Genomic DNA, 20,662 nt, shown 5'->3' with positions numbered 1-20,662 from the left:
GAAACCTGAAAAAACGACCGTCCTGATGACAGGCGGTCGTTTTGCTGTGCTATTCGATTGTTACGATTTAAGAAGACACGACTTCCTCGCCCGTCAGATCGATATGCCCTTCGCCCCAGGCACACATGGCGTCTAAGATTGGGCGCAATGACCAACCGTAGTCGGATAACGAATAGATGACTTTCGGCGGCACCTGTTCGTAGACCGTCCGGATGATTACACCGTCCTGTTCGAGTTCCCGCAGTTGCTGCGTCAACATTTTCTGTGTGATGTTCGGCATCAGCTTTTTCAATTCGCTCGTCCGGCGTTCGCCTTTGATGAGGTGACACATGATGACGACTTTCCATTTGCCTCCGATGACTTGCAGGGTTGCTTCGACCGGAATGTTATAGGCCATGCTGATTCTTCCTTTCGTTTCCCGAAGTACGGGGACAGGTACTTTTTAGTGCCTATCGCACTTGAAAGTGCGTACTTCTCAGGTAGATTTGATGGGTTTATGATAACAACTGTCAATAGAAAGTACAAGCCACCTTCGTCTGTTACTTCGATCTTGGAGGGTAAGGTACTTTTTAGTGCCTATGGTACTTGAAAGTGCGTACTTCCATGAAAAGCAACGCCGCTCTATGATGGGATCACGCAGAAGCGTTCTCCCTTCATCCAAACGATCCGGGCCCGGTCGTTCAGAGCAGCCGTTGCGTTGTCTACTATTATCTATTTCACTAATTCAGGAGGAATCATCATGAATCAATTAAACCCGCGTGCCGAACAGGAACAGGTCCCGCAAAACGGCCGCCTTGCCCTGCTCGCACTTGCCATCAGCGCCTTTGGAATCGGAACAACCGAATTTGTCCCCGTCGGCTTGCTCGCAGCGATTGCCGGTGATTTAAATATCGGTATCACTCTGGCCGGACTGATTATTTCCGGATATGCGATCGGCGTCGCCGTCGGTGCGCCGATCTTAACCGCTCTGACGAACCGGATGAACCGGAAAACGCTTCTCATGTCGTTGATGGTCGTCTTTATCGCCGGTAATCTCGTCTCTGCCGTCGCTCCGAGTTTTGAACTGTTGATCGTCGCCCGCTTCATCACGGCGTTCTCGCACGGCGTCTTCTTCTCGATCGGCGCAACGATTGCCGTCCAGCTCGTACCGGCCGATAAAAAAGCCAGTGCCATCGCTTTGATGTTTACCGGACTGACGGTTGCAACCGTGACCGGAGTTCCGCTCGGCACATTCATCGGTCAAGCATTCGGCTGGCGCGCGACATTCTTCGCCGTCGCGGCACTTGGTCTTGTCTCGATCATCGCCAGTTTCTTCCTGATTCCAAAAGACTTAAAACAATCTCCACCGGCGAAATTTTCCGACATGTTTAAACTGTTGACGAATGGACGCTTGATTCTCGGATTCCTGATTACAGCGCTCGGTTACGGCGGAACGTTCGTCGCCTTCACCTACCTGACACCGATCATGCAGGACGTCACGAAAATCAGCCCGAGCCTGATCAGTATCATCCTGCTCGTCTACGGAATTGCTGTCGCCATCGGTAACGCAGTCGGCGGAAAACTCGCCAACGGTAATCCAATCAAAGCGTTATTCTATATGTTCATTCTGCATGCGATCGTCATGATTGCCCTGTCGTTCATGATTCCATTTAAAGTCGCCGGTATCATCGGCATCATCCTGATGGGCTTACTCGCCTTCATGAATGTCCCGGGGCTTCAGCTCTATATCGTCCAACTGGCGGAAAAATATGTCCCGGCAGCCGTTGATGTCGCTTCGGCGTTAAACATCTCTGCTTTTAATATCGGAATTGCCCTCGGTGCAACGATCGGCGGAATTGTTGCCGACACGATCGGACTCGTCCACACACCGTGGGTCGGAGGCATCATGGTCATCTTAGCCGTCATCCTGACTGCCGTTTCCCGTCGTCTGGAACGTCTATAATCATGACGACGGATCTGCGTGCACTTGACTACACCCTCCGGATACTCGGAATGGTGTTCGAGATGCAAGTCATTAGTGTCTTGTTACAAACGCCTTATTCATTCGACCAACTGTTATCGATCCGACTGTATCCTTCACCACGTGATTTGACCGTTTGTCTCGCAAAACTCGAACAACGCGGAGTCATCGAACGGTCGTCAAGCATTTACCAGCTGACGCCAACCGGTGAAAGTTTATAACCAATCTTTCGAGTAATCGAACAACAAACCCAGCGTCCTCATGGACGCTGGGTTTTAGTTCGTCGCGACAAGCGTGAACTCCCAGGGGATTTTTTCGCCCTTCCACCCCGGATGTTCGTCCAGTTGCAAGAGGGTAAAGCCGCTCCGGATGACGGTGTTCACAATTTCACTCATCGTATAGTGCCGCAACAGCACCTTCGGAAAATCCGTTTGCTCGACCGGATCAAAATGATTTTGATGGGCAATATCGGCTTCATATGTATCCTGATCAAAATAACGCGGGATGTACTTGTCTTCATGAATACAATGTTTGATCGGATGATAATCACTCAAAATCAGTTTCCCGCCCGGCTTGAGCAAGGCAAACAAAATCGCCGTGAATGCCTCCAGGTCATGAAAATAATGCAATATCCCGCCTTCAAGATACAGGACATCGAATTGGTGCTGATAGGTATGCAAATCGATGTCATAAATATCACCGACGATATAGTCAATCTGCGTCCCGGCACAGGCGGCAAGCTCAAGTGCATAGCGGCGGTTGTCTTCCGAGATATCAAAGACGGTGACGTCCGCTCCAAGCAACGCCAGTGGAACCGCCTTCCGTCCGTTCGATCCACAGAGATTGGCAATTCGTTTTCCGACAACTTCTTCAAAAAAGTTCTGATGTTTCTTGAGACTAGCCATCGGATTTAACATAATATCTTTTGCCTTGTCCGCCGGCGCCCCGTCGCGTTGATTCCAAAATTCATAGGCCCGGTATTCCCAAGGGGTTTTGTTGATGGCACTTGATTTTTCCATACAATTACCTCCTTTTACCCTTCATTTTGATTTTAAGTCGAAAAAGTGTCTGATTCCGTTTTTGTAAATAAACAGCATACTCACCCCTTTACTTTGAGTTCTTATGAACTTATAATCAAAATATAAACCGAACACAACTTAAAAGGAGGAAGCGCTGTTGACACTATTGATTGTATTTTTAGCGATCGTCTTCATCATGCTCGCACTGGACCTTGGCGTATTTCACAGGAAAGCCCATGAGGTCTCGCTTCGCGAAGCCTGGACGTGGACGTTCGTCTGGATCGGACTCGCCGTCGCCTTTGGCGGTTGGTTATTCTATGCGCAAGGCAGCGACGCTGCAATTGAATACACGAGCGTGTATTTCATCGAGAAGGCACTCGCGATTGACAACGTCTTCGTCTTCTCACTCGTCTTTGCGTACTTTGCCATTCCGTTGAAGTACCAGCACAAAGTCTTGTTCTGGGGAATTCTCGGAGCCATTCTCTTCCGCGTCATCTTCATCGTCGCAGGGGTGTCGCTTCTTGAAAACTTCACTTGGGTGTACTACATCTTCGGTGCGTTCCTCGTCTACACCGGTTACATGATGTTCAAGAACATCGGACAGGAAACGTCGCTTGAAGAGAACAAAACGGTCCGTTGGCTCGAGAAACGTTTGCCGATCACCCAGGACATCTCGTCCGGTAAGTTTACGCAACGGATCAACGGTAAATTGTTCTTCACGCCGCTGTTAATCGCGTTGATCTTCATCGAGATTTCGGATATCGTCTTCGCCGTCGACTCGGTCGCAGCCAGCTTCGCGTACTCGCGTGATCCGTTCATCATCTTCTATGCGAACATCATGGCAATCCTTGGACTCCGGAGTCTCTACTTCGTCCTCGCGAACCTGATTGACCGCTTCTACTACCTGAAACACGGTCTCAGCTTCATGCTTGTCTTCATCGGAGCGAAGATGATTTTCAGCGATGTCTACAAAATGCCGATTTGGATGTCACTCGGAACAATCGTCCTTGTCATCCTGATCAGTGTCATTTATAGCTTTAAAAAGACAAAAACACAAAAGTAACTTCAGTTAACCGCAGACAAGGAGGGAATTACAGATTCTCTCCTTGTTTTTCGTTCAATCCATGACGACAAAAAAGATGAAAGACATCTCTTCTTACGGGATGCCTTTCATCTTTTTCATGATCTCATCAACGCAAATCAGCTGTTGACGACTTGTTCAGTTGGTTCTTCCGCCATGATCGGCCGATTGATTGACAGTTGTTCGCCGTCTTTTAACCGCTTTTTAAATTCAGCAGTCGCTGTAAACAGCACATCCGTTGAAGAGTTGAGTCCTGTTTCAAACGAGTCTTGTAAGACACTGATGATGAATCCGACAGCGATGACTTGCATCGCAATCTCATTCGGAATTCCGAATAGGCTGCAGGCAAGCGGGATCAACAGGAGTGATCCGCCCGCAACACCGGAAGCACCACAGGCACAGACAGCAGCCAGGACACTTAAGATGATGGCTGTCGGAAGATCGACCGGGATGTTAAGCGTATTGACCGCAGCAAGTGTCAGGACGGAAATCGTTACGGCCGCCCCCGCCATGTTGACGGTCGCACCGAGCGGAATCGAAATTGCATACGTCTCTTTATCGAGACCCAGTTTTTTACACAGCTCCATGTTAACCGGAATATTGGCAGCCGAACTCCGTGTGAAGAAGGCTGTAATTCCGCTCTCACGGATACATTTGAAAACGAGCGGATAAGGATTTTGACGAACGTTGATGAAGACGATCAGTGGATTGACGACAAGCGCAACAAACAACATCGTCCCGATCAACAGCACAAGCAGTTTACCATAGTTGAGAAGGGATCCGAGACCGTTTTTCGTAATCGACTCAATGACAATTCCCATGATTCCGAGTGGTGCGAGTTTAATGATCCACCCGACCATCTTCGCGATCGCATCCGAAAAATTTGAAATGAACGTTTTCGTTGAATCGGAAGCATTTTTCAGTGCCAACCCTAACACGATGGCCCACGTTAAGATCCCAATGTAATTGCCTTGGACTAACGCATTGACCGGATTGTCCACCATATTCAAGACAAGTGTCCGGATGACTTCAATCGCATTACCCGGCGCAGCTAATTTCTCCGTACTTTCCGTCAGCGTGATGCTGACAGGGAACAGGAAACTGAATACAACTGCAACGGCTCCCGCCAAGAATGTCCCGAGGAGATACAGGAAGACAATCGACTTCATGTTCGTCTGTTGTCCTTTTTTATGCTGGACGATCGCTGCCATGACCAGGAAAAATACTAAAACCGGCGCAACGGCCTTCAGCGCGGAAACAAACAGTGTTCCAAAGATGGTGATGGACTGGGCAGCTTCAGGAATCGATACAGCTAAAATAATACCAATAATCAAACCGACTGCAATTTGTTTCACTAAACTGATTTGGTTCCACACCTTCAAAACTTTCATACGTTCCCCTCCAGGTTCAAAACGAATAAGTTATTTAGAATTTGAAAAATAACGATTCTCTCTCCTATCCAAAAGACAGATAGTTTACTCGTTTACTTTTCTAAAAATTCTTTCAGTTTGTTGTGTTCTATTTTTACATAAATCCGGTGAAATAAAAACTAGTTTTTTGCAAGAAACCTGATTCGTTTAAGACTAGGTGTTAAAAATTTCAAGATGCAATCGATTGCATAAATAAGAAATTAGAGGCCTGTTTTTTCTTATAATTTTCACGAAATCGCTTGATAAGTAATAAAAATGGACTGACCAATTTCAAAAAACGCACCTTCCTTTTTTACGATAAATCGTCTCAATGAAAATAAATAAAAAAAGCATCCCAAAAAGATGCTTTTTGTTGTAAAGTCAGACTTTTTTTTACTTTTTCGTCATGTAGACTTCAATGATTTTTGTGTATAACGCATCCAATCGGGCATTCTCTTGTACCAGGATTGTTTCTTTTGTATTCACAAACAGTTGATTCGCTTCTTCAAATTTCCCGGCGTAAACCAGCAGTCTGATTGCACCGCGTTTGTCTCCGACGATTTCCGATGCGTCTTCCCGTGCGTAAAGTAATCGATCATATACTTGATCCATGATTTCGATTTTCTCGTCTGCACTGAAGTTATTGGCATCCAGGTAAGCTTTCAAACGATTGGCGTAGTCCTTATAGTCGAGAACCGTTAAGGCTTTTGTAATGGATCCGTACTGACCTTCAAATAACTTGATTTGGTTCTTTTCGTAGTCAACGATCACTTTGTACAGAGCCTGTCCTTCTTTAGTCAACACCTTTTCCGCCTTCGTCAAACGGGTGGTTTCTTTTTTCAACGCTGCAATCCGCTTGTCCGCAGCCTTTCTTTCCTTCTGCGTGTTCACTTCTTTAATCAGCTTTTTCAGAGCTTCCGCTTCTTTTCGTGCCTTCTTACGGTCCGTCATATACTGTTTTGATTTTTTGTTATTCGCTTCCACTTTGGCGCGGTACACAGAATCCGTGATGTATTCCGGTACTTTGATTCCGCCCAGATTCCCCATATGGAAGAGTGTACTGCCGTACGATGCTACGACTTTCATTTGTTTGGCGCGGTACTTTTTATAGTCGAATTTTTTCTTGGCGACTTGAGTCGTCTTGGTCGCCGCATCCGCTACATTGCTGTTTACTCCGACTCCCGTCAATACAAGAGCCGTTACAAGCGTACTTGCCATTGCTTTACGAACTGTTACCTTTTTCATACGTTCACGTCCTTTTTTATGTAGATTGTGTTTAGGTCATTTTCTATTTCAAGGAAATAAGTAAATATATTCCACGCCTTCAGTTTAGCATTTTTGGTGCTCTTTGTTGAACAGAATTCCTACCGGTTACCACTTTATTTTATCTTCTGGAACGACGAGATAAATTCCTAAAATAATCAGAATTCCGAACAGGATATAATCAGTTGTCGGTAAGCCTCCTCCCCAGGCAAGACTGCCTTCTTTCGTGACGATCATGGATCCCACCTCAGCAATCGTATCCGTCATTTTGTCGAGTTGAATGATCAGCATGCCGAATAAAACCGTCTGAACAATAATCAAGACCCCGATCCATTTCTTCACGTCGATTTCCTCCTGCTCAAGTTTGTAATAAAGCTACGGTTTCCGGATAACGATGTTTGACGGCAAAGTCGATTGCAGTTCTCCCTTCCGTGTCTGGATGTTGTTGATTTGCGCCGTGTTCTAGTAATAATTTGGTGATTTCAGTCAAACCGTACTGACTCGCAAGCATCAACGGGGTATTGTTCTCATTTAACGGATTTTCGATTTCAATGTCGGCTCCTGCTGCTAGTAATGCCTGTACCGCTTTGATATGCCCTTCCCCGGTCGCCAGATGGAGCGGTGCAAAGCCGTTCATTTCAATCCGGTTGATATCGGCTCCCGCTTCCACCAGCATACGAATTTTCTTTATCTTTCCTTCTTGAGCCGCATAATGCAGCGGCGTATGCCCTTCTCCATTATCTGTCTGCCAATTCACTCGTGTCCGGTCTTCCAGTAATCGCCGGAGAACCCGTTTGTTGCCGGAACGGGCAGCGATAAAATGCAGTGCCGTAAAGCCGTCTCCGTCAAAATCAAGGGTAGCACCGCGGTCAATCAGCTGAATCGCGATTTCACCCTGCTTTTCATACAATGCGAGATGCAACGGCGTCAGACCATCTTTATCGTATTGGTTGATGTCCGCCCCATGATCAAGCAACAGCGTGACGATTTCGTCATACCCTTCCTCGACCGCCCAATGCAGTGCGGCAGATCCTTCTTCATCGAGCGCATTCAAATCATCTCCGCACTCGATACATGCCTTCACCTTTTTGACATTTCCGAAAAAAGCATGATTTTGAATTGATTTTTTAGCCATGTTGTCTCTCCTTTTTTCGTTATGTATAGAAAAAGAAGAAAACGAGTAAAATCGTTTTCTTCTTTTCGATTAGTCGGATCAGTAAACGTTTCCATCTGAACTCGAGCATCTTGACTGTCCCGACAAGATACAACATATCGATATGGAGCAACACACTCGACTTTGCTCTCGGTTCCTCAAGCCGCACGACGTGTTTCACTAACAATGAAATCGCCCGTCGTCTCATATCGAACATGGACAGTTGTGTAGCACCGGGTGACCCAGATGTATCAATTCATGCTTAACTTCTTTACGTATCAAAAGTTCGTTTGTTTTTTACGCTTGACCATCAAAAGAACAATCAGCAGTAGGACCTCAAGATTCAAGAAAATACCAACGAGGAAATAAAAGACCAGAACCTGACTGACTCCATCAATCGCCACTTCAAAAAAACATATTAGGGAGATGACCAGTGTCCAGTTTAGGGAGATGACCAGTGTCCAGTGTATAGATGAAATTGACGACTGTTCCTCTAAACAGACTTTCTTTTAAGTTTTTGGTGTTCCGAGCTTGACTAGTGATGACAACGATTGCTCCTATTGCCCAGATGACCAACAAAAGCTCAAAGTTGAACTACCTCCACCTACGCTATGCTAAGAGGTGAAGGATTCCTGAGTTATCCGACCAATTGGTCGGAAATTTATCAGGCTAACCCCGTCGTCCCGACGGTTGGATTTTAATCTTGTCAGTTTCTTTTGTGCGGACGCTTACTCTGCTTGGTTTTCGCTACTTCAGTCATCTACAAGTTGAACGTTGAAGATTTTACGTGACAGACGAACTTCCTGTCACAACCCTATACCTTCAGTTTTCAAAGAACACGACATATTGTTTTTTCCTGTTTTTAAGTGTTTTCAAACCGAGAACGTCGGGCAATTGACGTGTCGTAAGACACGCCTTGCCCGAAGGCGATTCATCTCCCACCTACGCTGTGCTTCGCCCGAGACGCTTAGAGGTGAGAGTATTCTCACCTAATTTTTGATAAAATCAGAATTCCGTTGTACGTCCATGACATCGCTCCCTTTTTCGATAGACTGATTCAGTTCATGAATCGTGCCGATTAATGTGCTACGTATATTTCACAGGATTGTTACACCCACCAGTCTTCCGAAAGTTGAGTGCATGGGATTTTAAGTTTCACTCATCGAAATCCGGATACTCTGTAATTTTGCGTCTACTGACACGTTTATCTTGTCCGATTTGATCCGTTTCTTTCAAATGGTACTGCACGACAAGTAACACCAACATGACCGCGGACAAAACAGATAAACTGGCGTAGTATGGCTGTACTTCCCGCTCCAGTTCAAAAGCGGACAAGACTTGCAATACCATCAATGCACCAAACATTCCGTGAAAATACCGCCGGAAAAATTTCGGCAGACCAACCTGACCAAATGTCTCATACCAGACGTAAAGTCCTAAACCGAATGCAAAATTATTAAGCCTCTCGTAAGGAAGGACGAACAAGAGAATCCCGAGTCCAAGGAGCAGCCACGCCAAACGAATGGCCGGCTCAAAAAAGCCAGGATCAAGAGGTGGTTCTTCCGGTTCATCAATGACGTGCGCTGCCTGTTCTGCCTCTGTCAGCGGTCGAAAGCCGAGTGCTTCTTTTTCTTCGGCCAACTGACGCATCCGCTGTTTCATGCCAAAATAAAACGGGAACCGCTCTGTCGTGACCTCCCCTTCGTTCGTTTGACCATTGGCCTGCTCTTGGACGGAGACCTGATAAAGCGTCCGCCCCACCCGGTAACAGACCCAGTAATCGACGGTTTGACTGATCTCTCGTTTTAATTGAATCAGTGATTCTTGTTTATCCTTCATGCGGTGTGATCTCCTTCGTCGTAAGTTCCTTTAATTGTTGAGTCGTGTACAGCAAGAGGATGAATCCTGCGATAAGGCAGACGGTTCCGTTGGCAGAAAGATTAAATGGTTCTAAATAATCTTTTGATGAACCGGCCAATACAAAAAAGAATACGCCTCCCGACCAACGATAAAAACGGGCACGGGCTGTTTTCCCTTCAATATAGATCGGATAAAAGAAAGATAAGAACACAAGCGGAATATATCCCGAGATCGGTAACAGACCGGTCAATGTCGATAATCCGCACAGCATGAGTAATAGAGCACTCATAAGGCGCAGTTTGATGTTGCGCCGATCTGCACGGTAGTCAATCGCCTCAGATTGAGAAAAAGGTGCTTTCAAATACCCATCCTCCATCTTTTGATGCATCCATTCTTTTTTCTGACGATAGGCGGCAAACGTATTTTTAAAAAGCATTCGGACAGTCGCCGTCTCTTCGTTAATTTCAATCATGTCGTCACTATCTGAGGCTGGTTCTTTCCGCGCGACGCCTTCCCTGATGAATAACGTGCGTCCTTCTTGATGATAGACGATGTGATAGACTTCATCGTCGATTTGCTTTAATAATTGCACCATGCTGGTAGCTCCCTTTATTCTGCTCTATATGAATTAAAACTATTGATTGAATTCAGACATTCAGCCGTATCTGATGAATAATGCTGTCCTTCTGTTTTCGGTCTGTTCCTTAGCAAACCGCGTTGACACCATACAGTAAAAGCACTCCTCCTGCTAAGCATAAATAACCGTATTGTCTGACGGATAATGAACTAAAGAGGATGACCCCAATTGATAAGAGAAGACTGAGTATAAACGAATCGACATGATCGAACCCGTCTCCATGCCCGGATAGCGGCGTTTGTTTGCATGCTTACATCGGATGAAGTACGTTCCTAACATCAATAAAAAGAGTCCGGCAGCAAGACCGATGAATGGTAAGACCACGAACGGTTCCTCCAAAATATGTATTCATTTTCATTAGATAACAAGTTTATTTTGATAAAAATATTATACTACTAATAAATACGATATTTTCCTTTAGTAAGTTTCATTAATGAAAAAAATCCCAAATTAAGTGTTTAGAGATCGTAATCAAGGATTGTGATTCTCACAGTTAGGTATCCACAAGATGTTTAGAAATACCACCTATAGAAAAAACCGACATCGCTGATTGGATGTGGGCTTTGTTTGAATACAGTGAGTTTTCATGGATTGACCTTCTCTTGATCGCAACAATCAATTATGAAGTTTTAAAATCTGTTATACGAAAGGCTTACGGGTGAAGTTTACTAGTTCATCCGTATTGAACAATCGATCTTCGAATTGATCCGCTCCATGCTTTTCGATATATTTTTCTTCGAATTTAAATATTTTTACAGGAATACTACTATAAGTACAGAAAAACAAATGATGGTGATTAAAATCATACCAAGCGTCATAAATAGGTTAAACGTCCAATAAGGTATCGTTTGGTTCTTATAAACATCCAGTCTTTTGACCGGCAAGAAAAATATTAACCAAATGATTATCATGAAAAAAGCAGATAAAATGCGTTTATCAGGAACTAACTCATCGATTGAAAATCTTATGATGATCCATAATAATATGTTAATCACAAATGCCACGATGAAAGATCTTATTAATATTGATTTATTCATATTGTCTCCTTAGTTGTATTGATCGTTGATTCTTATTTGCTCTTCTTGTATTCAAAAATAGCCCACGGAAACCATAGTACAGATTCTGTCTCTTCACCCAATGCATTACAATAATCTGAATAACGATTAGCTTCTTCTATCGAATTAATCAACCCATAACGATTTGGTGAAAAATTAAAATGCTGACGAAAATCACGCTCTAATCCATTACACAAATAAGAATGAAACGAGCCAGAGTCAAATCCCAAAACTTCGTATCCTACTTTTTTTGCTCCCTCTATCCCAGGTGGGTGGTGCTGTGACAACATTTTTTCCACTCCATATGGTTTAGGATTTTTACCGCTAAACAATTCTACATCTTTAAGAAAATCCGATTTATAACGTTCAGGTAATCCAATGCTGATGATGCGTATACCAGGAAGATGGACCAAAAAACGATTTAAAAAATCTCCCGCAGAATGTAAGCCGGAAAATACTTGGGCAAACAAAACATCACCAGTATTCCTATGTTTTTCTATCCATTGTTCGAATAACTGAAAGTTGTTAAGCGAAAGACCAAGTTGATCCATTTAGCGTTCTCTATTCACTTCAGAATTCCCCCATAAGATACTGGTATTAGGATATTGATTACAGAGACAATCACTCACTGATAGCACGGTTTCGGGAACAACCTTTTCATCCATATAATCTTTACGGGGTGTTGGCATAACAAGAAAATATCCTGCTGATATGTAATTCAAATTTTCGTCTCCTTCTCATACGAGATTACTATGATACTCACAAAGTATTTGAACTTTTAATGAATCTTCATGCTGAAGTGTTTGAATAGAAAGGAAATCATCACATGAATAAAGAACAGGAAACGATTATCGTTAAATCATTCTTCGTCAAACGGGTGCAAGAACGTGTACTCCATGAACTGTTTTCGCCTAAAAAACGAGATCAAGCTCTTTATCGACTGGACCACTTGTATAAAAATATGCTCAAAAATGACTACTTGATTGAAATCCCCCCACCCAATTCGTGGCATGAAGATATTTATGACTTATTAAAACAACATGGTGCACCAGATACCTGTTACTGTTTGTCAGAGAATGAATGGATTAATGGAAAAGAATTATCTTTGAAAGAAGCACTTGAACATGCCGTCGGATTTGGCTTTTCCTCCATCATTTCCTGCATCCCTGGTGAACTGGCTTACTTCGAGGCAGAACAATCATTTGGGGCACCACCTCGTTATTTACTATTGAAACCTACATATAACTAAAATACGAAGGAGGATTTGCAGATGTTTTTGATTAGAAACGATTTAATCGATATTTCAGATCAAGAGGAGACGTTAATTTATCCTGATCACCTACAGATTTTTTTATATCGGGATGCTGAGGTCATTAAACACCGCTGTGCTTTACTCATCCAACTGGATGAATACGAAGATACATTATTCAAGCCAACTGAAGTCCTTGAACTCCTTGGTATTTGTGAGGTTCTTTCTCATCGACATTGTTTCCCTCATGAACCATGGAGGTTGAAGTCAGCAGACCCTCTCATTCAAGATTTGCATTATTTTTTGCAAAAATTAAAAGGTATGTGTATACAGGCTGTTTATCAAGATCGACTGATTTTATTCCTAGGATTATCCTGAGAGTGATTTTTAAGCAATAAATTAACGGATTACAATTTAGTGAATCAGTCACCCCAAAAACAAATCAACGCGTTCTGGTATACAGACTCGATGCACATTCGCTTAAGCAATTCTAAAAATTGATGTAGCTCCATTATTAACTCATTTGATTGATGGATCATCCAAGGTTCGTTTGGATAATAATGTGCCTGATTCACTAACCATGCTTCCTTCGGCGTACAATACCGTTGAATAAGTAGTTCACAAATTCCAATCAGCTCGTTTACTTCTCTTGCTAAAAACAATTTATCAGAATAGGAATCCAAATGAATCAGTAAATCACAACAATCAGAAACGCTGGAGAAGTCTTGAATCAAAAAAATGTGGACGCGAATCGGGTAACGGAGAATATCCTTTTCTTCTTCCGGAACTTCTTTTAAGCTCGTACTGATACCAAACATATTTTCGTCTCTCCTTTCTTTAAGGTTTTCCGGCTTTGCTTTCTCTTACTCATAGTAATCGATGCCGTCACCTTCAGGCAGAAACGCTTTCACCTTGTCCTCTGTATCAAAACAGGCTTCATTCGAAAACAGATAATAGCCCATGAAATCATGCTCAATCGTAATGAAGGACATCTCTTCCGTCGTATTAACAACAGGAACAATCATTTCCCTTTTAAAGAACCATCGTCTGATCATCCTCGATTCAAAAGTCAGGAGATTCTTAAACGAAAGGAAGTAAAAATTGTTATCAGCGGCATACCAGTACGTTTCGTCCAACAGACGTTCCAGTTCGCTGGCATCGTTCACTTGAACACTGTAATAAAGTCTGCGCTTATCCGGTGAAGACTTCGTGTAAGACAATTTTTCCCGCTGAAAAAACAACTCTATATCCTCGTCTGTAAACCCACCACCAAACGTCACGAAGATTGGGAATCGATTCAGACGTATCAAAAAATGCTTTAATACATCGTTCGAATCAGCTTGGTAGTCTCTTTTCTCATCGTTTGGGATACACCCCATCGAGTAGATTGATTTGATGTGTTCTGGTTCATCGATGTCTAAATAGCGTTCCTTGATCACTTTTTTATGATCGTTATGCTCCTCGAGATAGATATATAGCATAAGTCCTCCCTCCACGTATCCTTTTTGTTCTACATTCATTAAACGAAAATCCCCTATAGATCGTGGTTCAGTTATGAATATAGCTACTACTTTCTCAGTCATAGAATTCAATGGTACCATCGTCAGGAAACACTGATTTCACCTTGTCCTCGGTATCAAAACACGCTTCGTTCGAGAACAGATAATAGCCCATGAAATCACCTTCAATCGTGATGAAGGACATCTCTTCCGTCGTATGAATGACAGGAACGATACGTTCTTTTTTGAAAAACCATCCTTTGACCATTCTCAGCTCAAACGTCAGGAGATTCGTAAAAGATAGGAAGTAAAAATCGTTTTGAGCCGCATACCAATAGGTCTCATCTAGCAAAAGCTCAAGCTCTCTAGCATGATTCACTTGAACGCTATAATAAAGGCGCTTGTTTGGTCGAAACTTTGTATACGATAAATTGTTCTCATGAAAAAACGGTTCGACCTCATCCTCCGTAAAAACTTCACCGAACGTAATAAAGATTGGAAAGCGATTCAGCCGCATCAAAAATTGCTTCAAGACTCGATTTGAAGCAATTTGATAGCTACTTTTTTCGTCATCTAGAGTACCGCCCATCGAATAGATGAAGTCGATACGCTCTGGTTGATCGATGTACAAGTATCTGTCTTTGATAACTTTTGCGTGATCCATATGTTTCTCAAAATAGACATTCAGTATGATTTTTCCTCCTCTTTCTCAATCAATCCATCTGCCTACTGTTCGATTTCATCTTCAGGAAAGAATGCTTCTATCTTTTCTAATGCATCGAAACATGCTTCGTTTGAGAAGATCAGGACATTCTCGAAATCAAATCCGATTTTCAAAAACGTCGTCGGTTCCGTCATATCGACCACTGGTACGAGTCTTTCTTTTTTGACGAACCACCGTCTTGTACTCCGCGTTTCAAATTTCAATAGATTCGTCAAAGAAATCAAATAGTAGCCATTGTAACTAGCCAATGAAAGTGACTTCTCTAGCACTTGAAGCAAGTCTTCTGGTTGATTTACTTCAATGATCATATAAGTCTCACGTTTATTAATCGAAGTCTGCGTATAAGGTAACTTTCTTTGCTTAACCGTAGATATCACATCTTCTATTTCTGAATCAGTCAGTTCATACAACCCAAAGGATAGATAGACGGGAAAACGATTCAAACGCGTGAATAATTGCGTTAAAACTTTCTCATCTGAGATGATTTCATTTTCATTCGAGTCCTCGCTATAATACTCGACTAAAAAAATGGTTTTCAGTCGTTCTTGTCCTTTCATCACTACATGGTACTCTTTGATTATTTTCGCGTGATCCGGTTTTTCTTCGATATAGATGTGCATGTTGCTTCTCTCACTTTCGCTGGATTGCTTGCTAAGCGATGATGAACTACCTCTATAAACTTCACTTATGTTTGACAGTGAGACCTATCTATTTCGTTTAAGAGATAGCTGCGATGAGACAATCCATCCCATCACAAACATCGTCTGTAGGGGAAAGCGAATCACTTGAATCATCATCTCTGTTAATTAACAGTTTTAGTTCCCACGAGTTTTTGTGATTAAGATATGAGTTCTTTCAGGAATCTCAATATCCTCCAACTGTTCAAGTTCTAAAGAGAGCGTCATACTTTTTTCTTTAGGATAGGACTCTTCTCCAAGCCAACATGTATATAGTTCAAAGGATTCCCCCTCGTCTAAGAACTCGTTCATGAGTGTAAACAAATACTGCAATTTTTCTTTTGACTTCACTGAAACAACGGAATCGAAAGGTTCTACGATTTCGATGCCCCAGTGACTTGAAATCTCATATACATACCATTTATGAAACTGTGAAGTTTTAACATGGTAGAGACAATTCTCATCTGCAAAACACCGCCCTATATAAAATGGAAGTGTTTCATCTTCGTCATCCAAATCTAGATACTTATCAGGTATCTGCCTATCCATACAAATATACGAAGCTAAGCTCATCTTTTTTTCCTCCTTCTTCTTTTTTATCTGTGTCGACCTGGATTTGCCTCTTCATTCTCTATATTTCCAAAGTGCGCAATCTGTCCATTGGTACAGAAATGATCGAGCATACCAAACCGTCCATTTGCATCGCGTGTCACAATAAAGTTATACGGCATGCACAACATGAACTCTGTCATGAAGTTCTCGAGCGTTCGTCGAGAGGGCTTTGAGTAATTCGTTGGCAGGAATCCAGAAGTGATTTCTTTTCGGTTCAGCAAATGCAACAAACGATCTTCGAAGACGCCTTGCCAATTCGTATCGGTTAATGTCATCGCATGGATCGAGTCATCATCATTTAAAACGCCACGGCCGCAAAAGACGACCTCAACCGGGAACGTCGCATTTGGTAAGACAGCATCAAAAAAGTTTTCGTACTCCGTTCCCGAATCCTTTAATTCCTCATAAATGACTCCTTGCATGGTCACCTCTTGATTCGAAACCAGGACGATGTCTTGATCTTGTTTGCGAATTCTTAATACCGTATCGGATTCTTCAGAGAGCATATCCATTGGGGGAATCGTCAAGCCTTCTAAAAATCGTTCCAATTGTATGGATTCCGTCGTGATGAAATGGGATACGATTCCCCACTCCTCATAATCCTGCTGCTGTTTTTTGTTCCGGGGGCGTTCCAGCAGTTTGATCTCAAACGGATAACTGTATTGATTCAGCTGAATGCGGACAAGCTCTTTCCAGTCATCACGGGGTAACAGTTGCCGGTAAACACTAACTGACTCATTTGGTTGAAATGTCATTTGTCGCTCCCCTCGTCGAATTACATCTGGAAATACTCTGCTTTCCTCAAACGCTGTCATTAAATTTTCACCAAACAGTGTCACGCTCTGTTCCCATGGGTGACCAAGGTAGCCCCACTGAAAATCTCGGGCGACGAAAAAGTTATAATCTCCATCCGGTAATGCCTGGATGATCCAGGTGCCCTCTTCGTCTCGCTCAAACGGCTGTCTTGGATCGATCCAGTAACCTTGATGATTCCAGTCGAGCGCCATGATGCGTTCGCCTTCATCTGTCAACGTAATCAGAATATGTGACAGCACCGTTTCAATTTCTTTCCATTTCACATCACGGGTAGAATACGTCACAAATGGATGCGGCACTTGAAAGGATGGAAATTCGGTCGTGCTTGGCGAAAAGTGAAACTGGCGGCAAATGACGTTCCATACCTGTTCATCTTCTGCTCCCGTCATCGGAATCCAGCTCCAACTATTCATTTGGAACGCTATCTTCCATCAGCTCGAAAGTTACACCCGGAGGATACAAGACGGTATAACTATCTTCTGATTGCACCGCAATTTTCGGGACACCACGGACATCATGTTCTTTCATCCCCTCAAAAATCAACGCGACTGCTGCCTCAACATCAACGACGTGGTAATAGATGTTCGTCGTACCGCTACCAATATCTCCACCTTCACAGGATCCGTTTCCCGTGTAGAGCAGACCTTCATCAATCATTTCTTCCATCATATGACGTCGCTCCAGCGCTTCTTCTTCCTGACCAGCGTCATATCGAAACTGGACGACCAATTCTGTATAATCTGTCTCCTGTAACTCTCGATATCCTTGACGTTCTAAATCCTCAATCAGTTGCAGAATCTGTCTACCTAAGCGTTTGAAGCGAGAGACGCGTATCTCTTTCACGTCTTCTTCTTTCACCCATGCCCCAACGATTCCTTGATGCTGGACGATGATGCGTCCTTCCGTATAAATGGTTTTGTAGAACGCTTCTGACCCGTTCCGTTTCGTCAGCTGTATCATATGATTCCTCCTCTAGTCTCGTTGTCCCGTCAGGTTAAAGCGCATGCAAATCATGATCCTCTAAATAGCCTAAGAACGTCCCATCATACCTCGTTCTTCATGACCTGATTCTTCTATATTATTCAGTCCCACCGACAGGTCACGCTTTGGTCTACCTCAAGCCGTAAATGAATCAGGGTATTTGCGTTTAGACCCGAGAGTTTTAAAGAACGAGTTTCCCCACCCGTATAGGACAATTCGAAAACGACACCTTTCATCTCTTTTAGTAAAAAGAATGCCCAGTGAAGATTGTATTCACTCTCATACAAAAGATCCCATAATTCTTCAGTGAAAGTCGTTTCGTTTACCGCATACAGTTTCATGAACTCATTTTCATCCAACAATTGAAACGCGGAAAACACCTTTTCGTTTGGAATCCGCGGTTTTTGAATGACCAAGGAGTAACCTTCTGCGAGCTTCTCAAACAGTGTCGTTTTACTGTCCGGAATATCTTCTTCCATCACGGATGAGGGCAGGTCATTGATCTTCAACGGGAGACCAAATTCATATTCAAACGGGTCGTCAAATTTTAAAAGTTCTGCATAGGAATACGTTGTTTTCATCGACCTAGTCCTCTCTGCATTAGCTTGTCTTTTAAATCCTCTTTAACACCCTGTGATCAAGTTTTCGGATATGGATACTAAAACATCTCACCCTCAACTTGAATGGTTACTTCAACAAGTTTAGGTGAGACGCTTTCAATCGCTGGTATTGAATTATTCGAAGTCCTCTTCAAAATCTTCATGTTCCCCGATGACCAGCAAAATACCGGTGACCTGATCCGCATCGTGTCGTACACGAACCTTGTAGTGACCGTCTCCCATCAACTGGACGGCAACACCAAACGGAAACAGAAAAATTTCCTCTTCCATCAACTCATCTGAGATCGCGATATAAAATGGATCAATCTCATCATCGAACTCAAGCGTATTTCGAAGCTCCCAATCAATGGTCTCGCGTTTCCCGTAATCCGCTGTATTCATGACGACGAGCTGTGAGGAATCCACCACTGCATAACCTTCAAGAATGTCAAAATCATCCGTTGCAATATCTGCGTGATCATCAATCGTCAAGTACACCAGATTGATTTCCGGCTGGTCGTCCTCGTTATACCAGACCGTCCATGTCGAACCAGGTGCAACCGGAATCGTGATGTTAAATTCCGAATCCGGTTCAAGAAAAGCTGGGTCCGAAACGATCATATTGCCTTGTTGATTATGAAAAGTACCTAGTTTTTTCATTGTATGTCATTCCTCATTATTCAATAAATAGATTTTTCTACTTAGAATTAAAGATGGCTATTTTCTTTTTACGCGTCGTCCTCATCAAACGATTCATATAATTTCTTATTCCATTCGGAGCAATGGGCTATCCAATCCGGTTCACTCGTTTTCAAGTATGTAAAAGCCTCTTCAGCCAGTTGTTCGTGCTCTTCTTCAGAAGATAGTCCTTTCATCATAAAATACATTCCATCATGATTGGCTACAATGTCTGACCCGATTGTAAATCGTTCATTCCCTTTTAAAGAAAAGACTGTCACTTTATTTGGAGGAATGAGGTCTCCTTCAGAGTTAAGATAACCGGTTAACGGGATGACTCCCGTCTCAATATAAAAATTTTCACTGTACTTTGTAATATAAAACATCAAGAGTTCCTGATGGGTATCTTGTTCCCGTCTGAAATGTGGATAGCTCCCTTTAAATCCTTGTTTCCTCAATTCAGGGACAATAATTTTTTTAATGGCTTGAGCCATCATCTTTCGATTTCCTACCGGCACAATTCCCATTTCCTCAGTTTCCCTTCTCCATTAGACTAGACGATACTTTTTGACAGAGGTATCCAACGATATGATCATGGGTCGTTCTTTCCTCCAAGTCATCGTTTTCAATCAATTCGTCAATCGCTTCCGAAATGACGTTCCACAGTTCTGTATTCTTGTATCGATCGTATGTGGTATTCATTGTTTATTTTCTCCCTGCTTTTCTTGTCGTTCCCGCCACTCCATGAACCCTTCCGTCTCTTCTTTTAAAAAGCGCAACCAAAGTTCATACGTCCGGGCGTGTTCCTGCCATTCCTCCATGAACTCGGTCTTTTGAACCGAATCATCGAGCTGATCCATCAACAAACGGGTTTCTTTCAGCGTCTCCGCATCGTCCTCCGTCTCACTTAAATACAAATCTTCATTGAGATGATGAAAGGCGTACCACAGCCAATTCAACAGATGACGAATCATCGTCTCGATTGCCAGTTGTTCCTGCCGACCGCCGCGGTCAATCGCCGTCTGCAGATACTCAAGACGGTTGTCTTCTTCAAAAGAGAAAATCCCAAACCACCGATATGGTCGTACGTCTTCCGGCAAATCATTCATCCATTGTTTCAGGACAGGCTTCAATAACCTCTCCTTCAGCGGATGAATCAGCAGTTCATGCACATTTTCTTCTCGTTCACATGCGGTCAGCAACCAGTCCGTGAACTGCCGTTGTCGCTGAATGTCCCATACAAGTGCTTCCGCTATGAATTTGTTCATCTGCTGTAAAAACACGTTTTGCAATACCTGTTGTTTCGCAAGATAACCGGAACATAATGATACGAAGTCTGAACTCTTTTTCTCTTGCAACAACTGCTTTAAAAATGTTGTCGGCATGCCTG

28 protein-coding genes are annotated in these 20,662 nt (G+C 43.1%); 5 read left to right on the top strand and 23 right to left on the bottom strand.

Annotation, left to right across the window (positions count from 1 at the left end; genetic code table 11):
• Positions 1-67 precede the first annotated feature (67 nt).
• Positions 68-397: a winged helix-turn-helix transcriptional regulator gene (locus AC3IRK_RS07120; RefSeq protein ID WP_012370213.1), complete on the bottom strand. Its 330-nt coding sequence runs from the start codon at positions 395-397 to the stop codon at positions 68-70.
• A 342-nt stretch (positions 398-739) separates the two neighbouring features.
• Between AC3IRK_RS07120 and AC3IRK_RS07115 the strand changes: the two genes are divergently transcribed.
• Together AC3IRK_RS07115 and AC3IRK_RS07110 are read left to right on the top strand one after the other, a co-directional pair.
• Positions 740-1,942: an MFS transporter gene (locus tag AC3IRK_RS07115; RefSeq protein WP_489170620.1), complete on the top strand. Its 1,203-nt coding sequence runs from the start codon at positions 740-742 to the stop codon at positions 1,940-1,942.
• A 2-nt stretch (positions 1,943-1,944) separates the two neighbouring features.
• A complete protein-coding gene (locus tag AC3IRK_RS07110; RefSeq protein ID WP_131972866.1) occupies positions 1,945-2,181 on the top strand; it encodes a helix-turn-helix domain-containing protein in 237 nt (78 codons plus the stop codon).
• A gap of 54 nt (positions 2,182-2,235) precedes the next feature.
• Here the strand turns inward: AC3IRK_RS07110 and AC3IRK_RS07105 are convergent, their stop codons facing one another.
• A complete protein-coding gene (locus tag AC3IRK_RS07105; RefSeq protein WP_489170619.1) occupies positions 2,236-2,979 on the bottom strand; it encodes a class I SAM-dependent methyltransferase in 744 nt (247 codons plus the stop codon).
• A gap of 157 nt (positions 2,980-3,136) precedes the next feature.
• On the opposite strand from AC3IRK_RS07105, the gene AC3IRK_RS07100 reads away from it, so the two are divergent.
• Positions 3,137-4,042, top strand: a complete 906-nt coding sequence (locus AC3IRK_RS07100; protein WP_489170618.1) for a TerC family protein — start codon at positions 3,137-3,139, stop codon at positions 4,040-4,042.
• 137 nt (positions 4,043-4,179) lie between these two features.
• Here AC3IRK_RS07100 and sstT read toward each other — a convergent pair whose 3' ends face one another.
• From sstT to AC3IRK_RS07055, 9 genes are all read right to left on the bottom strand, one after another.
• Positions 4,180-5,451 (bottom strand): serine/threonine transporter SstT, encoded by a 1,272-nt coding sequence (sstT, locus tag AC3IRK_RS07095; RefSeq protein WP_489170617.1) that lies wholly within the window; start codon positions 5,449-5,451, stop codon positions 4,180-4,182.
• A gap of 411 nt (positions 5,452-5,862) precedes the next feature.
• Positions 5,863-6,714, bottom strand: a complete 852-nt coding sequence (locus AC3IRK_RS07090) for a hypothetical protein (protein WP_489170616.1) — start codon at positions 6,712-6,714, stop codon at positions 5,863-5,865.
• 126 nt (positions 6,715-6,840) lie between these two features.
• A complete protein-coding gene (locus AC3IRK_RS07085; RefSeq protein ID WP_489170615.1) occupies positions 6,841-7,074 on the bottom strand; it encodes a hypothetical protein in 234 nt (77 codons plus the stop codon).
• Between the two features lie 16 nt (positions 7,075-7,090).
• The gene (locus tag AC3IRK_RS07080) at positions 7,091-7,867 is read right to left on the bottom strand and encodes an ankyrin repeat domain-containing protein (RefSeq protein WP_489170614.1); all 777 of its coding nucleotides are present in this window, start codon (positions 7,865-7,867) and stop codon (positions 7,091-7,093) included.
• A 19-nt stretch (positions 7,868-7,886) separates the two neighbouring features.
• Complete coding sequence (locus tag AC3IRK_RS07075; protein ID WP_489170613.1) at positions 7,887-8,072, bottom strand: hypothetical protein; 186 nt, start codon at positions 8,070-8,072, stop codon at positions 7,887-7,889.
• Between the two features lie 968 nt (positions 8,073-9,040).
• A complete protein-coding gene (locus AC3IRK_RS07070; RefSeq protein WP_012370201.1) occupies positions 9,041-9,724 on the bottom strand; it encodes a hypothetical protein in 684 nt (227 codons plus the stop codon).
• Positions 9,714-10,340 carry a hypothetical protein gene (locus AC3IRK_RS07065; protein WP_489170612.1) on the bottom strand — a complete coding sequence of 209 codons (627 nt, stop codon included), beginning with the start codon at positions 10,338-10,340 and terminating at the stop codon, positions 9,714-9,716. Before AC3IRK_RS07065 ends, AC3IRK_RS07070 begins: the two co-directional genes overlap by 11 nt.
• 153 nt (positions 10,341-10,493) lie before the next feature.
• The gene (locus tag AC3IRK_RS07060) at positions 10,494-10,706 is read right to left on the bottom strand and encodes a hypothetical protein (protein ID WP_489170611.1); all 213 of its coding nucleotides are present in this window, start codon (positions 10,704-10,706) and stop codon (positions 10,494-10,496) included.
• A 745-nt stretch (positions 10,707-11,451) separates the two neighbouring features.
• Entirely contained in the window at positions 11,452-11,988 is a 537-nt protein-coding gene (locus AC3IRK_RS07055; protein ID WP_489170610.1) for a hypothetical protein, read from the bottom strand.
• A gap of 275 nt (positions 11,989-12,263) precedes the next feature.
• On the opposite strand from AC3IRK_RS07055, the gene AC3IRK_RS07050 reads away from it, so the two are divergent.
• Both AC3IRK_RS07050 and AC3IRK_RS07045 read left to right on the top strand, forming a co-directional pair.
• Positions 12,264-12,686 (top strand): hypothetical protein, encoded by a 423-nt coding sequence (locus AC3IRK_RS07050; protein WP_188004205.1) that lies wholly within the window; start codon positions 12,264-12,266, stop codon positions 12,684-12,686.
• A 21-nt stretch (positions 12,687-12,707) separates the two neighbouring features.
• A complete protein-coding gene (locus tag AC3IRK_RS07045) occupies positions 12,708-13,064 on the top strand; it encodes a hypothetical protein (RefSeq protein WP_489170609.1) in 357 nt (118 codons plus the stop codon).
• Between the two features lie 44 nt (positions 13,065-13,108).
• Here AC3IRK_RS07045 and AC3IRK_RS07040 read toward each other — a convergent pair whose 3' ends face one another.
• The 12 genes from AC3IRK_RS07040 to AC3IRK_RS06985 form a co-directional block, all read right to left on the bottom strand.
• Complete coding sequence (locus tag AC3IRK_RS07040; RefSeq protein WP_188004203.1) at positions 13,109-13,504, bottom strand: hypothetical protein; 396 nt, start codon at positions 13,502-13,504, stop codon at positions 13,109-13,111.
• A 45-nt stretch (positions 13,505-13,549) separates the two neighbouring features.
• The gene (locus AC3IRK_RS07035) at positions 13,550-14,167 is read right to left on the bottom strand and encodes a hypothetical protein (protein WP_489170608.1); all 618 of its coding nucleotides are present in this window, start codon (positions 14,165-14,167) and stop codon (positions 13,550-13,552) included.
• A 94-nt stretch (positions 14,168-14,261) separates the two neighbouring features.
• Complete coding sequence (locus tag AC3IRK_RS07030) at positions 14,262-14,849, bottom strand: hypothetical protein (RefSeq protein WP_489170607.1); 588 nt, start codon at positions 14,847-14,849, stop codon at positions 14,262-14,264.
• A 62-nt stretch (positions 14,850-14,911) separates the two neighbouring features.
• Positions 14,912-15,529: a hypothetical protein gene (locus tag AC3IRK_RS07025; RefSeq protein ID WP_214855068.1), complete on the bottom strand. Its 618-nt coding sequence runs from the start codon at positions 15,527-15,529 to the stop codon at positions 14,912-14,914.
• A gap of 195 nt (positions 15,530-15,724) precedes the next feature.
• Entirely contained in the window at positions 15,725-16,159 is a 435-nt protein-coding gene (locus AC3IRK_RS07020; protein WP_131972881.1) for a hypothetical protein, read from the bottom strand.
• 23 nt (positions 16,160-16,182) lie between these two features.
• Complete coding sequence (locus AC3IRK_RS07015) at positions 16,183-17,427, bottom strand: DUF2716 domain-containing protein (protein ID WP_489170606.1); 1,245 nt, start codon at positions 17,425-17,427, stop codon at positions 16,183-16,185.
• Complete coding sequence (locus AC3IRK_RS07010) at positions 17,420-17,974, bottom strand: hypothetical protein (protein ID WP_489170605.1); 555 nt, start codon at positions 17,972-17,974, stop codon at positions 17,420-17,422. Before AC3IRK_RS07010 ends, AC3IRK_RS07015 begins: the two co-directional genes overlap by 8 nt.
• 122 nt (positions 17,975-18,096) lie before the next feature.
• Positions 18,097-18,576: a hypothetical protein gene (locus AC3IRK_RS07005; protein WP_489170604.1), complete on the bottom strand. Its 480-nt coding sequence runs from the start codon at positions 18,574-18,576 to the stop codon at positions 18,097-18,099.
• Between the two features lie 153 nt (positions 18,577-18,729).
• Entirely contained in the window at positions 18,730-19,254 is a 525-nt protein-coding gene (locus tag AC3IRK_RS07000) for a hypothetical protein (RefSeq protein WP_489170603.1), read from the bottom strand.
• Positions 19,255-19,322: 68 nt separating this feature from the next.
• A complete protein-coding gene (locus AC3IRK_RS06995; RefSeq protein WP_489170602.1) occupies positions 19,323-19,769 on the bottom strand; it encodes a DUF4304 domain-containing protein in 447 nt (148 codons plus the stop codon).
• A 34-nt stretch (positions 19,770-19,803) separates the two neighbouring features.
• On the bottom strand, positions 19,804-19,974 hold the full coding sequence (locus tag AC3IRK_RS06990) for a hypothetical protein (protein WP_489170601.1): 171 nt from the start codon (positions 19,972-19,974) through the stop codon (positions 19,804-19,806).
• Positions 19,971-20,657: a hypothetical protein gene (locus tag AC3IRK_RS06985; RefSeq protein ID WP_489170600.1), complete on the bottom strand. Its 687-nt coding sequence runs from the start codon at positions 20,655-20,657 to the stop codon at positions 19,971-19,973. The genes AC3IRK_RS06990 and AC3IRK_RS06985 overlap by 4 nt, the downstream gene beginning before the upstream one ends.
• Positions 20,658-20,662 lie beyond the last annotated feature (5 nt).

Source organism: Exiguobacterium sp. GL_137 (genome assembly GCF_057834585.1).
This window is presented reverse-complemented; position numbering and strand designations above follow the sequence as displayed.